The organism is Leifsonia xyli, assembly GCA_001647635.1.
Lineage (GTDB): Bacteria > Actinomycetota > Actinomycetes > Actinomycetales > Microbacteriaceae > Leifsonia > Leifsonia xyli_A.
Window position 1 is genome coordinate 2,092,153 of the sequence record CP014761.1, and the last position, 12,965, is coordinate 2,105,117.

Annotated in this window: 14 protein-coding genes; 4 read left to right on the top strand and 10 right to left on the bottom strand. The window is 70.3% G+C overall.

The window, feature by feature from the left end; genetic code table 11:
- Nucleotides 1-228: 228 nt before the first annotated feature.
- Nucleotides 229-1,053 (bottom strand): hypothetical protein, encoded by an 825-nt coding sequence (locus A0130_10215; protein ID ANF31996.1) that lies wholly within the window; start codon nucleotides 1,051-1,053, stop codon nucleotides 229-231.
- 106 nt (nucleotides 1,054-1,159) lie between these two features.
- Between A0130_10215 and A0130_10220 the strand changes: the two genes are divergently transcribed.
- A complete protein-coding gene (locus A0130_10220; GenBank protein ANF31997.1) occupies nucleotides 1,160-1,582 on the top strand; it encodes a hypothetical protein in 423 nt (140 codons plus the stop codon).
- Between the two features lie 6 nt (nucleotides 1,583-1,588).
- On the opposite strand, the gene A0130_10225 is transcribed toward A0130_10220, so the two are convergent.
- Nucleotides 1,589-2,464 carry a DNA methyltransferase gene (locus A0130_10225; protein ANF31998.1) on the bottom strand — a complete coding sequence of 292 codons (876 nt, stop codon included), beginning with the start codon at nucleotides 2,462-2,464 and terminating at the stop codon, nucleotides 1,589-1,591.
- Between the two features lie 31 nt (nucleotides 2,465-2,495).
- Between A0130_10225 and A0130_10230 the strand changes: the two genes are divergently transcribed.
- A complete protein-coding gene (locus A0130_10230; GenBank protein ID ANF31999.1) occupies nucleotides 2,496-3,383 on the top strand; it encodes a hypothetical protein in 888 nt (295 codons plus the stop codon).
- Nucleotide 3,384: 1 nt separating this feature from the next.
- Here the strand turns inward: A0130_10230 and A0130_10235 are convergent, their stop codons facing one another.
- A complete protein-coding gene (locus A0130_10235) occupies nucleotides 3,385-3,876 on the bottom strand; it encodes a hypothetical protein (GenBank protein ANF32000.1) in 492 nt (163 codons plus the stop codon).
- Between the two features lie 26 nt (nucleotides 3,877-3,902).
- Here A0130_10235 and A0130_10240 point away from each other — a divergent pair, with 26 nt between their 5' ends.
- Nucleotides 3,903-5,102 (top strand): alpha-L-glutamate ligase, encoded by a 1,200-nt coding sequence (locus A0130_10240; protein ANF32001.1) that lies wholly within the window; start codon nucleotides 3,903-3,905, stop codon nucleotides 5,100-5,102.
- Between the two features lie 6 nt (nucleotides 5,103-5,108).
- On the opposite strand, the gene A0130_10245 is transcribed toward A0130_10240, so the two are convergent.
- Nucleotides 5,109-6,047 carry a hypothetical protein gene (locus tag A0130_10245; protein ANF32002.1) on the bottom strand — a complete coding sequence of 313 codons (939 nt, stop codon included), beginning with the start codon at nucleotides 6,045-6,047 and terminating at the stop codon, nucleotides 5,109-5,111.
- 31 nt (nucleotides 6,048-6,078) lie between these two features.
- Nucleotides 6,079-6,642, bottom strand: a complete 564-nt coding sequence (locus A0130_10250; GenBank protein ANF32003.1) for a TetR family transcriptional regulator — start codon at nucleotides 6,640-6,642, stop codon at nucleotides 6,079-6,081.
- Nucleotides 6,643-6,737: 95 nt separating this feature from the next.
- Between A0130_10250 and A0130_10255 the strand changes: the two genes are divergently transcribed.
- On the top strand, nucleotides 6,738-7,643 hold the full coding sequence (locus A0130_10255; protein ANF32004.1) for a 3-beta hydroxysteroid dehydrogenase: 906 nt from the start codon (nucleotides 6,738-6,740) through the stop codon (nucleotides 7,641-7,643).
- Nucleotides 7,644-7,703: 60 nt separating this feature from the next.
- Here the strand turns inward: A0130_10255 and A0130_10260 are convergent, their stop codons facing one another.
- The 5 genes from A0130_10260 to A0130_10280 all read right to left on the bottom strand — a co-directional run bounded on the left by A0130_10260 (nucleotide 7,704) and on the right by A0130_10280 (nucleotide 12,812).
- Complete coding sequence (locus tag A0130_10260) at nucleotides 7,704-9,347, bottom strand: amino acid:proton antiporter (GenBank protein ANF32005.1); 1,644 nt, start codon at nucleotides 9,345-9,347, stop codon at nucleotides 7,704-7,706.
- A 35-nt stretch (nucleotides 9,348-9,382) separates the two neighbouring features.
- Nucleotides 9,383-10,810, bottom strand: coding sequence for a glutamate decarboxylase (locus A0130_10265; protein ID ANF32006.1), 1,428 nt, complete (start codon nucleotides 10,808-10,810; stop codon nucleotides 9,383-9,385).
- A 110-nt stretch (nucleotides 10,811-10,920) separates the two neighbouring features.
- The gene (locus tag A0130_10270) at nucleotides 10,921-11,310 is read right to left on the bottom strand and encodes an META domain-containing protein (protein ANF32007.1); all 390 of its coding nucleotides are present in this window, start codon (nucleotides 11,308-11,310) and stop codon (nucleotides 10,921-10,923) included.
- Nucleotides 11,311-11,373: 63 nt separating this feature from the next.
- Nucleotides 11,374-12,060, bottom strand: coding sequence for an alpha/beta hydrolase (locus tag A0130_10275; GenBank protein ANF32008.1), 687 nt, complete (start codon nucleotides 12,058-12,060; stop codon nucleotides 11,374-11,376).
- A complete protein-coding gene (locus A0130_10280; GenBank protein ANF32009.1) occupies nucleotides 12,057-12,812 on the bottom strand; it encodes a hypothetical protein in 756 nt (251 codons plus the stop codon). Before A0130_10280 ends, A0130_10275 begins: the two co-directional genes overlap by 4 nt.
- Between the last annotated feature and the right edge of the window lie 153 nt (nucleotides 12,813-12,965).

Here is a 12,965-nt window from a genome sequence, read left to right on the forward strand (position 1 = left end):
CCGACGTCGACGTCGGCGAGGCGCGCATCCACGTTCGCCACGGAGGCGACGGACCGCCGGTCGTGCTGCTCCACGGCCACCCGCGGACCGGCGCGACCTGGCACCGCGTTGCGCCGCTGCTCGTCGCGGACGGCTTCACCGTCGTGATCCCCGACCTGCGCGGCTACGGCCGGTCGACGGCGCCCGCGCCGCGGCCCGACCACGCGCAGGCGTCGAAGCGGGCCCTGGTCAGGCCAGGCGCCGGTACAGCCTGTTTCCGGCCGCCGCGATCACGAGGCCGGTGGCGACGATCGCCGCGACCCCGCCGGCGTAGGCGATGAAGAGGTGCTCAGTCCCGGACTGGGCCGAGAAATAGGTCACCGCCAGCGCGATGATCGAGCCCAGGCCGCACAGCGTACCGACCCAGACGAGCGGCCAGAGCTTGCTGCGCACGGGCGGTTCGGCGCCCGGCATCCGCAGACCCGAGAGCACGATGCCCGCCAGGCTGCCCCAGAAGGCGACCACCAGCATGCCGGCCACGACGTCGCTCGGCCGATGCCACTGCTCGACCAGCGTGGACGCGCCCGCCGCGATCGTGAAGAGCGACCCGACCACTGCGGCGAGCGGGCGGAACCGCGGCGACGACAGCAGGAAGACGACGAGCGCCGCGGACGCGGCGACGGCGGTGTGACCGGACGGGAGGGAGTTCGAGAGTCCCACATCCACGCCCTTCTCGGGCCGGGAGAGGACGGTGTACTTCAGAACCTGCGTGCTCACGTTCGCGGCGATCGCCGCGCCGACCGCGACCGCGAACACCAGCCAATTGCGACGCACCAGGACGATGACGATCGCGACGACCGCGCCGATGATGACGGAGGCGACCGGGAGGGCGTCGAGGAAGGCATGAGCGAATTCGATGACGCCGCCCTTCCACGCGTCGGCCCCGGCGAAGGCGCGCTCGTCGATCACCTGGCCGATGTAGCTCTGCACGAACACCAGGTACACGGCGACGAACAGCATCGCGGACACGAGCGCACCCCAGACGAAGGGCAGGGCGCGGAGGCTCGATCGCATAGTGCCTCCAACCCTTCCACAACCGACCCTGAGATTCCCGGACGAACCCTCAACGGGGGCAGAACTACGCTCGCCCATCGCCTGTGAAGGCGAGTAGACCGGTCGCATGAGACGCATCGAGAACACCATCGAGATCGACGCGCCGCCGCACGATGTGTACCTGGCGATCCGCGCGCTCGACGCGTACCCGGGGTGGCTACGGCGCTCGATCGTGTACCGCGGCACCCGCGTCGGGACCCCGGACGGCTATGTGGACACGACGACGATCGGCCGCATGAGGGGGCGGCTGCTCGAGGAGGAGCCCGACCGGATGCTGCACTTCCACCAGTCCGTGCGCTCCGGCGGGGTGGACGCGGACATCCGCTACGCGGTCGACGGCACCGCCGCGTCCACCCGCGTCACCCGCGTCGGGGAGCTGACCACCCACGGCGCCTTCCGCGCGATGCAGCCCGTGCTCGCGCGAATGGCCGCGGCCGAGAGCAGGAGGACGATGCGCGCGCTCAAGGCGCACGTCGAGCACCGCGGGTGAGACGCGTCAGACGAACCGCACGTCGTCGCCGAGCCGCTCGCGCATGACGTCGATCGCCGCCGGATTGCTGTCCACCAGGAGGAACCGCCGCCCGAGCCCCGCTGCCACGGCCCCGGTGGTGCCGCTGCCGGCGAAGAAGTCGAGCACCCAGTCCCCTTCGCGGCTCGACGCCTGCACGATGCGCCGCAGCACGCCCTCCGGCTTCTGAGTCGGGTATCCGGTCTTCTCGCGCCCGGTCGGCGACACGATCGTGTGCCACCACACGTCCGTGGGCAGCTTGCCGAGCTGCGCCTTCTCTGGAGTGACCAGCCCGGGCGCCATGTAGGGCTCGCGCTCGACCGCGGCCGAGTCGAAGTGGTAGGCGGACGGGTCCTTCACATAGACGAGGATCGTGTCGTGCTTAGCCGGCCAGCGGTTCTTCGGCTTCGCGCCGTAGTCGTACGCCCAGATGATCTCGTTGAGGAACGACTCCCGGCCGAACAGCGCATCCAGCAGCACCTTCGCGTAGTGCGACTCGCGGTAGTCGAGGTGGAGGTACAGCGTCCCGTCGTCGGCGAGCACCCGCCAGGCCTCGATGAGCCGGGGCTCCAGGAAGCCCCAGTAGTCCTCGAACCGGTCGTCGTAGCGCATCAGGTCGCCCTTGATCCGCTCGTAGCTGCGGCCCTTGAAGCCGACCACGCTGCCCGCGCCGCCCTCCGACCGGACCGAGGTGAGCGTCCGCCGCGCCTGCGGTCGGCCCGTGTTGAAGGGCGGGTCGAGATAGATCAGCCGGAACGCGCCGTCGGGCAGCCCGGCGAGCACCGACAGGTTGTCGGCCTCGACCACGGTGCTCGGCGCCTCGGGGTGCCACAGCGGGGAGGCTGCGGGCTCGGGCTGCGACATGCGTCCATTGTCGCAGCGAGAGAATGGGACCGTGCACAATCTCGGCCTCCTCTTCGACGTCGACGGACCCCTCGCGAGCCCCGTCACCCGCACCATCGCCATCCGCAGCATCGTCACCGACCTGGTGTCGATGGCCGCGGCCGGCGTCCCGATCGCGTTCATCACCGGGCGGTCGGGCGACTTCATCCGCAACCAGGTGGTCGCCCCGCTGTGCGACGCCGGGCTCGGCGAGGCGCTGGACCAGCACGGCGCGCGCATGTTCGGCGTGTTCGAGAAGGGCGGCGCGTGGGCGCCGATCACCGGCGGCGGGATGGGCGAGGTCACGGTCGACGAGTCGGTCGCGTTCGCGCCAGAGGCGGTGGATGCGGTGCGCCGGCTGGTGCGCGAGCGCTTCGCCGACACCATGTTCTTCGACGAGACCAAGCGCGCGATGATCTCCGTGGAGCAGCGCACCGACGTGGACGCGGACACCTACGCCGAGGCGCAGGGCCGGTTCGAGGATGCGGCGTTCGACGTGCTCACCGGGCTCGGCGTGGGGCTGCGGTACCGGGATCGCGTGTCGCCGGACGCGTCCGGCGCCGTGCCGTTCCGCATCGACCCGACCATCATCTCCACGGACATCGAGTCGGTGCTGCTCGACAAGGACCGCGGCGCCCAGCGCGCGTTCGACTACTTCGCGGCGCGCGGGCCGCTCCCCCGCCGCTGGCGGTCCGTCGGCGACTCCCGCAGCGATTACAAGATGGCCGACTTCGTCCACGACGCCGGCTACGAGGTCGCCCACGTGGATGTGCGCCCCGCCGACGGCGTGCTCGAGCGGCCCTACGAGGTGATCACGATCGGCGACGCGATCCACGACGACGCCGGCGCGGAGTTCCTGGCGCACTGGCGCCGCGAGCTCGGGCTGGAGCCGACCGGCTGACTCAGCCCAGCTCGCGCCCGCGGTTGCGGCGGCGGACCTCTCGCGGCGCCCGGCCGCCCAGGAACGACCGCGCCGGGTCCACCACGAACCCCTGACGCAGCGCCTCGCGGCCCACCAGCATCCGGAAGCCCATCTGGTCGCGGTTGGTCAGCGTCGTCTCGGCGCGCACGGTCCGGCCGCCGAGCACGAGGTCGAGGAGCACGACGACCCGCTCCTCGGTGTGCCCGGACGAGCTGCGGACCACGCGCCGGTCGTGCACCGCGCACTCGGCGGTCACCGCGTCCCGGTCGGAGTCCTGCCAGGGATGCACCTGGAAGCGCACCCGATCCCCGGGCAGCTCTTCGATCTCGAACGCGTGCAGGGAGGAGCTGCGCGCGCCCGTGTCGACCTTCACCTTGATCCACTCGACCGGGACGCCCGGGAGGCTCACCCATTCGCGCCAGCCGACCGTGCGCGTGCCGGCGTCGTCGGTGTTTAGATGGGTGTCGGCCATTCCCCCATCTTCGCAGGAGCTCCCCCGTGAAACTCGCCATCCTGTCGCGCGCCCCGCACGCGTACTCCACCCAGCGCCTGCGCTCGGCGGCGGAGAGCCGCGGCCACACCGTGAAGGTGCTCAACACGCTGCGGTTCGCGATCGACCTCTCCGGCGAGGAGCCCGACCTGCAGTACCGCGGGCGACTGCTGTCCGACTACGACGCCATCCTGCCCCGCATCGGCAACTCGATCACGTACTACGGAACGGCCGTCGTGCGGCAGTTCGAGCAGATGGACGTCTACACCCCGAACACGGCGAACGGCATCACCAACTCGCGCGACAAGCTGCGGGCGACGCAGATCCTGTCGCGCCACAACATCGGGATGCCGCGCACGGCGTTCGTGAACAGCCGCGCCGACGTGCGGATGGCGATCGAGCGCGTCGGCGGGGCGCCGGTCGTCATCAAGCTGCTGGAGGGCACTCAGGGTATCGGCGTCATCCTCGCGCCGGAGGCGAAGATCGCGGAGTCGATCATCGAGACGCTGCACTCGACGAAGCAGAACGTCCTCATCCAGAGCTTCATCGCGGAGAGCCGCGGCCGCGACATCCGCGCGCTCGTCGTCGGGGACCGCGTCGTCGCGGCGATGCGGCGCGTGGCGAGCGGCGACGAGTTCCGCTCGAACGTTCACCGCGGCGGCACCGTCGAGAAGGTCGCGCTGACGCCCGAGTTCGAGGAGGCGGCGGTGCGGTCGGCGCAGATCATGGGTCTGCGCGTGGCCGGTGTCGACATGCTCGAAGGCAAAGACGGCCCGCTGGTGATGGAGGTCAACTCGTCGCCCGGGCTCGAGGGCATCGAGCGCGCGACCGGCCTGGATGTGGCCGGGGCGATCATCGACTTCATCGACAACCAGGTGGCCTTTCCGGAGATCGACGTGCGCCAGCGGCTCAGCGTCTCGACCGGCTACGGCGTCGCCGAACTGCTCGTGCACACCAACGCCGACCTGGTCGGCAAGATGCTCCGCGACTCCGGACTCGCCGACCGCGACATCTCGGTGCTGACGTTGCACCGCGGCACATCGGTCATCCCGAACCCGCGCAGCGGCGTGGTGCTCGAGTCCGGCGACCGCCTGCTGTGTTTCGGCCGCCTGGAGGAGATGCGGTCGATGATCCCGGACCGGCGCAAGCGGCGCACGAAGGTGCGCAAGCTGCCGAAGGAGGCCCAGGAGGCGCTCACCGAGGAGTGAGGTCGGTCAGACGATCGGCCGCTCCGCCGTCCGTCGCTGCTCTGCCCGGCGGTAGTGCCGCAGGATCAGCCACAGCGTGAGCAGGCCGCCCGCAGCGACCACGATCAGCACCACGATGTAGAGGATGCCTGCGAGAGCCGTCACCGCATCCGCCGTCTGCGCCGTGAGACCTCCGGCTGTCGTGAGCTCCTCGAGCGCGCGGCCGTTGGCGATGAGCGCGATCACGGCGGCCAGGTCGCTCGCCGAGTCCCAGAGACCGTGCAGGACCGCGACGCCCAGGTACGTCACGACGATCCAGATCGAGAAGCGGAACCGGGTGCGCCCGCGAGCGGCTCCGAACAAGACCGCGCCGAGCACGGCCGTCCATAGGACGTGACCCACCGGCGCGAGGATGGCGCGCAGCACCTCCGTCTGCAGCAGCGACACGAGGTCGATTCCGCGGGAGGTGATCGCCGCGTTGAACGCGTACCCGGCCGACTCGAAGGCGGCGAAGCCGGCGCCGACGGTCGCGCCGAGCAGCGCGCCCTGCGTCGCGGTCTTCGGCACGACGCGCCAGCCGATGATGATGAGCAGCACCGCCTTCACGAACTCCTCGATGAGGCCGACGAGCAGGTAGAGCCCCCAGCTCTGGTGCAGGTTCACCTCGAGCAGGGAGGCGCCGAGCACGCCGAAGATGCCGCCGATGAAGAACGCGAGGACGAGCTGCAGGGAGCTGATGCTGCCGGTGACGCGTTCGATCGCGAACAGCACGACGCAGAACGGCACCAGGAAGCTGCCGAGCAGGATCAGCGTCGGGATCAGGTTCGTGTTGCCGGTGACCGCGGTGACGATGATTGTCAGGATCCACAGGGCGAGCCCGGTGAGCAGCGTCTTCCACCACCAGCCGTGATGGTGGTGGGGGTGCGGGGCGACGGTGGCGACCGGCTCATCCATGGGGGTCATCATCCCACCGGGCGGGTGTGGGGCGGGGCTTTTCTCACGCGAGCGTGCGGAAGGCGGCCACCCGCTCCCGCACGAGCTCCCGCAGATCCAGAACCTCGTGCGCCGTCACCCACCGCTCGAAGGCGAGGCGGAACGCGGCCATCGCGGCCTCCGCGGCGACGGCCGCCTCGATGACAGGCACCCCGCGACCCGCCAGCGCGCGCGCCGACTCGGTCGCCACTGTCGCGAGCTTCAGCAGCTCGCGCTCCTGGAGGCTCCGGTTGGCCGCGATCGCCGCGGCACGGCGGCGCGGGAACTCGCGATCGGGCCGGCTCTGCAGGAACGCGGCCGCCGCCTCCATGCCCGCCGACGCCGCCTCCAGCGGTGACAGCCCGGCCGGGGCCGCCTCTATCGCGGTGAGCACCGTGGCCTGGAACTCGTCGGACCCGGCGAACAGCACCTCGCGCTTGTCTGCGAAGTGGCGGAAGAAGGTGCGCTCGGTCACGCCTGCGCGCGCGGCGATGTCCGCGACGGTCGTCTCCTCGAATCCAGGGTCGGCGAAGAGGTCGAGCGCCGCCTCCACGAGGCGTTCGCGTGCTCCCGGCTCCCAACGTCCCACAGCTCCAGTGTAGTGATGACAGCGACTGACATCGGTGCTATCGTGATGTCAGTCGCTGACGTCAGTCTCTGACATGACTACGAGAGGAGCGCACCATGCGCGTATTCGTCACAGGAGCATCCGGATGGATCGGCTCGGCCACCGTTCCCGAGCTCGTCGCGGCCGGGCACGAGGTCGTCGGGATGGCCCGGTCCGAGCGATCGGCCGCGAAGGTCCGCGCCGCGGGCGCGACGCCCGCCGTGGGTGACCTCGACGCGTTGGACGCCCTCCGCGAGCAGGCCGGGGCCGCGGACGCGGTCATCCACCTCGGGTACAAGCACGACTTCTCGGACATGCCGGGCGCGGCGGCAACCGAGCGCGCGGTGATGGAGACGTTCACCTCCGCACTGGAGGGCACCGGCAAGCCTCTGCTGTTCGCCTCCGGCGTGGCCATGCTCACGCCCGGGCGCGTGGCTACCGAGGAGGACGCCGTCCCCTTCAGCGGACCGGAGGCTCCGCGCGGTGGGGCCGAGGCGCTTGCCTTCGCGGCGGCCGACCGCGGCATCCGCCCGGTCGCATTGCGCTTCGCGCCGACCGTGCACGGCCACGGCGACCACGGCTTCACGGCGGTCCTGACCGCGATCGCCCGCGAGAAGGGCGTCGCCGGCTACGTCGGCGACGGCTCCAACCGCTGGCCGGCGGTGCACCGCAGCGACGTCGCGCGTCTCATCCGCCGTGCGCTGGAGGACCCAGACGCAGCGCGCGTGGTGCACGCGGTGGCCGAGGAGGGCGTCCCGGCCCGGGCGATCGCGGAGGCAATCGGCGCGGCGGTCGGCGTGCCGGCCGCGTCCATCGATCCTGCCGACGCGCAGTCGCAGTTCGGCTGGATCGGCATGTTCTTCGGGGCCGACATCCCCGCCTCCAGCGCCCTCACCCGCGCACGCCTCGGCTGGGAGCCCGTCGGCCCGACCCTGCTCGAGGATCTCGCGGACGGCGCTTACACCACCCCTGCGGCCGCCTGACCCGATCCGACGATCGACCCGGGCGGCCGACCCCGCCCGGTTGTCGGGGGACGGGACGGGTTAGGCCGGCGCCGTCGGAGCGGGCGGCGCCGGTGGTGCGGCAGGCGGTGCCTTCGGCGCAGTGGTGCCGGGCGTAGTCTCCCCGGGGTTCACCAGCACGTCATCGAAGGTCGCCTTCTCCTCGGCGGTCCGCTGATCCCAGTGCGGCTTGCGCGCCGCGTAGAAGATCAGCGGAGGGACGCCCAGGATGACGACGACCACCGCCACGAGCAGCGGGTACGCCCATCCCGGAGCCCCTGCGGCGAACCCGGCGGGCGGGATGAAGCCCAGCGCGAAGGCCGCGAAGCAGGCGATGAAGCCGATCGTCGCGATGAGGCCCATCGCGGGCGTGCGGTATGTCCGCTTCACTTCGGGGTGCGTCCTGCGCAGCCGCATGGCCGCGGCGAACATCAGCATGTACATGATCAGGTACAGCGCTGCCGCCATGTCGACGAGCAGGATGAACGCCGTGTTGATGTTCGGCACGAAGATGAACAGCGCCGCGAGCAGCGTCACGACGATCCCCTGCACGTTCAGGATGCCGACCTGCACGCCCGCCTTGTTCCTCCGCTGCAGGAACGTTGGCAGGTAGCCCGAGCGGGCCGCCGCCAGCAGACCGCGGGACGGACCGGCGATCCACGTCACGACCGACGCGAACGCGCCGAGCGCGATGAGCAGCGAGATGATCGGGGTGGCCCAGCCGATCCCCCAGGCGTCGAAGTACGTCTGGAAGGCGAGGTTGATGCCGGTGGTCAGCCCGAGCTTGCTCGACGGCACCGCGACGGCGATCGCGATGGTCGGGAAGATGAAGATGCCGAGGATCAGGATCGACGAGATCAGCACCGTCTTCGGGTAGCCGCTGCCCGGGTTCTTCATGTCGTTCGCGTGCACGGCGTTCACCTCCATGCCCGCGTACGCGAGCACGTTGGAGACGATGAGCACGATCGACGCGATCCCGGTGAAGGGCGGGATGATGTCCGACGCCTGCAGCGGCGCCTGACTCGTGTTGCCGGATGCGAGCCAGATGATCCCGAACAGGATGAGCAGCACACCCGGGAAGATCGTGCCGGCGAGTCCCGACCACGACCCGACCTTCGCGAACAGGTTGCCGCCGCGCAGGGTGATGAAGGTCGAGAACCAGTAGATGACCAGGATCACGACGGCGGTGTAGAACCCGGAGTTCGCCAGGTTCGGGTCGAGGAACACGAACGCCAGCGAGGCTGCGATGAACGCGATCTGTGTCGGGTACCAGACCACGTTCTGCACCCACTGCAGCCAGATCGCCTGGAAGCCCCAGCGCTCGCCGAACGCCTTCCGCACCCAGGTGAAGACGCCGCCCTTCCACCCCGTCGCGAGCTCGGCGGCGACCAGCGCCACCGGGATCAGGAAGAAGATCGCCGGGATGATGAACAGCGTCACCGAGCCGAGACCGTAACCGGCCATGGCGGGCAGGCTGCGGAGGGAGGCCACCGCGACGACCGTCAGGATGGCGAGCTGCATCACGCTCATGAACTTCGTCGAGGTCGTGGCCGGCGCGCCGATCGCCGGCTTGTGCGACACGGTGCCGAACGGATGCGGCTTGACGTGCTCGACGGACGGCGCCGGGGTGCCGTCGGCGCGCTGCGGGGATCCTGCGTGCTTGTGCGGTTCGCTGGTTGCGGTCATGGTCTGCTCCGCTCTGTGCTGCGAGCGCGTCGCGCTCAGTGGGTGAAGGAGTGCGTCTGGCCTTCCGTGGGCATGGGCGCCTCGAGCGCGTCGAGGTAGTCGGCCGCCTCCCGGATGTCGATCACCAGCGACTCGGCGAGGTTGCGGCTGAGGCCGTTGCGCACGACGATGCGCTGCACCGTGAGGTCGCTCAGGTCGTCCGGCATCGGGTAGGCCGGGATGAGCCACCCCTTCAGCCGCAGCCGTTCGGACAGGTGGTAGAGGTTCCACTTGTCGGTGTGCCCCTTCTTGAGCTGCCAGGCGAAGACCGGGATGTCGGAGCCGTCGTTCCACAGCTCGAAGGCGGGCATTTTGGCGATCTCGCTCGACAGGTAGAGGGCCACATCCTGCGACGCCTTCTGGACGCGGTAGTAGCCGTCGAAGCCGAGGCGCAGGAACAGGTAGTACTGCAGCAGCACCTGCGCGCCCGGACGCGAGAAGTTCAGGGCGAACGTCGGCATGTGGCCGCCGAGATACGTGACGTCGAAGACGAGGTCGGAGGGCAGGTCGTCGACGGTCTTCCAGACCACCCAGCCGAGACCCGGGTACACCAAGCCGTACTTGTGGGCCGAGGTGCTGATCGACACGACGCGGTCGACGCGGAAGTCCCACACCAGGTTCGGCTGCAGGAACGGCGCGATCATGCCGCCGGACGCGCCGTCCACGTGGATCTTGATGTCGAGTCCGGTGTCCTCCTGGATGCGGTCGAGCGCCTTCGCGATCTCGTCGACTGGCTCGTACATCCCGGTGTAGGTCACGCCCATGATCGCGACGACGCCGATCGTGTTCTCGTCGACGTACTTCTCGAGGTCGTGGCCGTCGAGCACCTTGTGGTCGTCGCTGATCGGCACGTAGCGCGGTTCGACATCCCAGTAGTTGCAGAACTTCTCCCAGCAGACCTGCACTGCGCTCGACATGATGAGGTTCGGCTTGTCGTACGGCTTACCAGCGGCCTTCCTGGCGAGCTGCCAGCGGCGCTTCAGGGCGAGGCCGCCGAGCATGCACGCCTCCGAGGAGCCGATCGTGGACGTGCCGATCGACTTCTCGGGGTCGGGTGAGTTCCACAACCCCGCGACGATCTTCCAGCAGCGGGTCTCGATCGCGGCCGTCTGCGGGTACTCGTCCTTGTCGATCATGTTCTTGTCGGCCGACTCGGAGTACAGCCGGGCGGCGTACTCGTCCATCCAGGTGCCGACGAATGTCGCCAGGTTGAGGCGGGCGTTCCCGTCGAGCATCGACTCGTCGTGCACGACCCAGTACGCGGTCTCCGGCAGCGACTCCGTGGGCGGGATGCGATCCAGCGGCAGCTCGGTCGCCTCGCCCGGCCGGGCGAAGATCGGGTTGAGCTGGGTGCGGTCGTTGAACCCGGTGTAGGCGGTGGTTGGCGATTTCGTGCTGGCTTTCTTGTCCTCGGCGTTTGCCATTTCTTCACTCCTCGACAGCTCGTGATCCGCATCCCGGTCGGGCATGGCCGGGCGTGGCGGGTCACACGTTAATCAGGCCGTCGTCGGAGTGGATAGTCAGTGCGCGCGACTCAGGAGCCGGAACGCTTCAGGGTGCCGATCGTGGCGCCGCCGTCGTCGAGGACGGTCATCGTGCTGCCCGAGACGTTGCCGGTCGCAGCCTTGCTCAGCCAGGTGTCGACGCCCTCGCACGCCTTCATCGTGGAGGCGATGGATCCGAACGTGATCTCGTCGCCGTCGATCTGGCCCTGCCCGCTCAACTGGTTGCAGCCGTCGCTGCCCGAGAAGGTGCCGTCGTTCTGGATGTCCAGGTTCGGCTGGCCGGACGACGTCGAGCCCCAGCGGCCGACGACGGCGGCTCCGCTGGGCGTTCCTGCGCAGCCCGCGAGTGCGAGGGCCGCTGCGAGGACGATGGTGGCGCCGGCGGCCGCCACGCGGACGCGGTGGATGCGGACGTGCATGATTCCTCCCGGAGGCCGTTCTGAGCGGCAGGGTAGCGCCGGGTCCCCGGACTGCGACAGAGGTCAGTCAGCGGCGGCCAGCACCTCGTCGACGACGGCTAGAAGTTCCGGCCGGGCGAGGATGCGGAAGTGGCCGCCGACGTCCAGCTCGATGTTGCGCGCGCCATCCAGCCGGCTGCCCCCGGGCACGTGCGGGTCGAACCAGCCCCACACGGACACGATCTGCGCGTTCACGGCCCGGCTGAGCGCCAGGCGCAGCAACCCCGGGGTGTTGGGCATGAGCGCCCGGACGCTCGGGAGCGGGATGAACCGCGCGAGCGACGAGCCGGCGAACGGCGTGCCGACCGTGACGGCGGTGCGGATGCGCGGACCGGAGTCGGGCATCCCCATCAGGTACTTGGCGACCAGGCCGCCCTTGCTGTGGGCGACGATCACCACGTCGTGGAGGTCGTGCTGCTCCAGGTGGCGGGTGACCAGCGCAGCGGCCTCCGGCACCGACATCCGGTTGTCCCCGAGCCCGGTGACGACGTGCACCGGGTGGCCCCGCGCGTGGATGTGGCGGCTCAGCGGCCGCAGGAACCGCCACGTCTCGAAGATGCCCGGCAGCAGGACGACGGGAGCACGGTGTCCCGCGCCGGCGACCAGCGCGTCCGGTGTGCTGCGGTCGAGGAGCGCGCGGAGCTGGTAACGGCCGGCGTACAGGTAGTCGAGGGCGACCACGCCCGCCTTGCGGAGGAGCGTGCGCTTCATCTCGGAACCGTCGCCCCCTGCCGGATCAGGGCGGCGGTGCGCCACGGCGCGCCGTGCATGACGAGGTGGGCGACGCCGGGGACGGCGGTGCCGGTCCCTCCGCTGCTCGCCGCCAGTTGCTGCATCCACGGGTCGCGCGCGATCGGATCGCGGCCGCCGCGGATGACGACCACGGGCACCCGGCACCGCCCCAGCTCGCGCTCGGTCTCGAACCCGAGCATGGCGGGGAGCGTCGCGAGGTACCAGCGGACGCCGCAGCGCAGGTAGTCGCCGATCACGATGCGGTTCCCCCGCGCGTCCTCGCGGAAGATGTCGATGCCGAGGAGCAGCCCCGCCTTGAGGGCGTTGCGATCCTGCGGCGCCATGACCGGGCCGAGCAGCGCGAGGCCCTGGACGAGGTCGGGGCGGCGGTCGGCGAGCGCAATCGCCACCTGAGTCCCCATCGAGTGCCCGACGATGACGGCGTCCACGATCCCGAGGCCGTCGAGCGCGATCGCCACCGCGTCGGCGAAGTCCTCGATCGAGAACCCGCGCACCCGCCGGAGGTTCCGGGCCTTCCCGAAGCCGGGCAGGTCGACTGTGACGACGCGCCCCTCTTCGGCGAGCGCCGGCACGAGCCGCTCGAAGTACCGCGAGCTGACCCCGATGCCGTGCACGAGGACGAAGGTGGGCCCTCCCGCGGCTCCCGGGCCGCGAGTGTCCATCGTGACCACGGCGGACAGGGGCGGCGAGGGCTCACGATCGTCGGTCACCCCACCACGGTATCCCTCCGCTCCAGCGCGTCCACCACGCCGACCTCCTGGGTGATGAACGACGTCGGGTCGAACAGTCCGGCCGCGACGAGGTCGATCAGCGGCGGCGTGACCGCCCGGTGGTTGCTGTTGCGCCGACGGAGCCTGCGACCG

Excerpts from the sequence above, each read along its gene's own strand:
- A0130_10215 (ANF31996.1), bottom strand. The coding sequence starts at position 1,053 with ATGCGATCGAGCCTCCGCGCCCTGCCCTTCGTCTGGGGTGCGCTCGTG.
- A0130_10220 (ANF31997.1), top strand. The coding sequence starts at position 1,160 with ATGAGACGCATCGAGAACACCATCGAGATCGACGCGCCGCCGCACGAT.
- A0130_10225 (ANF31998.1), bottom strand. The coding sequence starts at position 2,464 with ATGTCGCAGCCCGAGCCCGCAGCCTCCCCGCTGTGGCACCCCGAGGCG.
- A0130_10235 (ANF32000.1), bottom strand. The coding sequence starts at position 3,876 with ATGGCCGACACCCATCTAAACACCGACGACGCCGGCACGCGCACGGTC.
- A0130_10245 (ANF32002.1), bottom strand. The coding sequence starts at position 6,047 with ATGATGACCCCCATGGATGAGCCGGTCGCCACCGTCGCCCCGCACCCC.
- A0130_10255 (ANF32004.1), top strand. The coding sequence starts at position 6,738 with ATGCGCGTATTCGTCACAGGAGCATCCGGATGGATCGGCTCGGCCACC.
- A0130_10260 (ANF32005.1), bottom strand. The coding sequence starts at position 9,347 with ATGACCGCAACCAGCGAACCGCACAAGCACGCAGGATCCCCGCAGCGC.
- A0130_10265 (ANF32006.1), bottom strand. The coding sequence starts at position 10,810 with ATGGCAAACGCCGAGGACAAGAAAGCCAGCACGAAATCGCCAACCACC.
- A0130_10270 (ANF32007.1), bottom strand. The coding sequence starts at position 11,310 with ATGCACGTCCGCATCCACCGCGTCCGCGTGGCGGCCGCCGGCGCCACC.
- A0130_10275 (ANF32008.1), bottom strand. The coding sequence starts at position 12,060 with ATGAAGCGCACGCTCCTCCGCAAGGCGGGCGTGGTCGCCCTCGACTAC.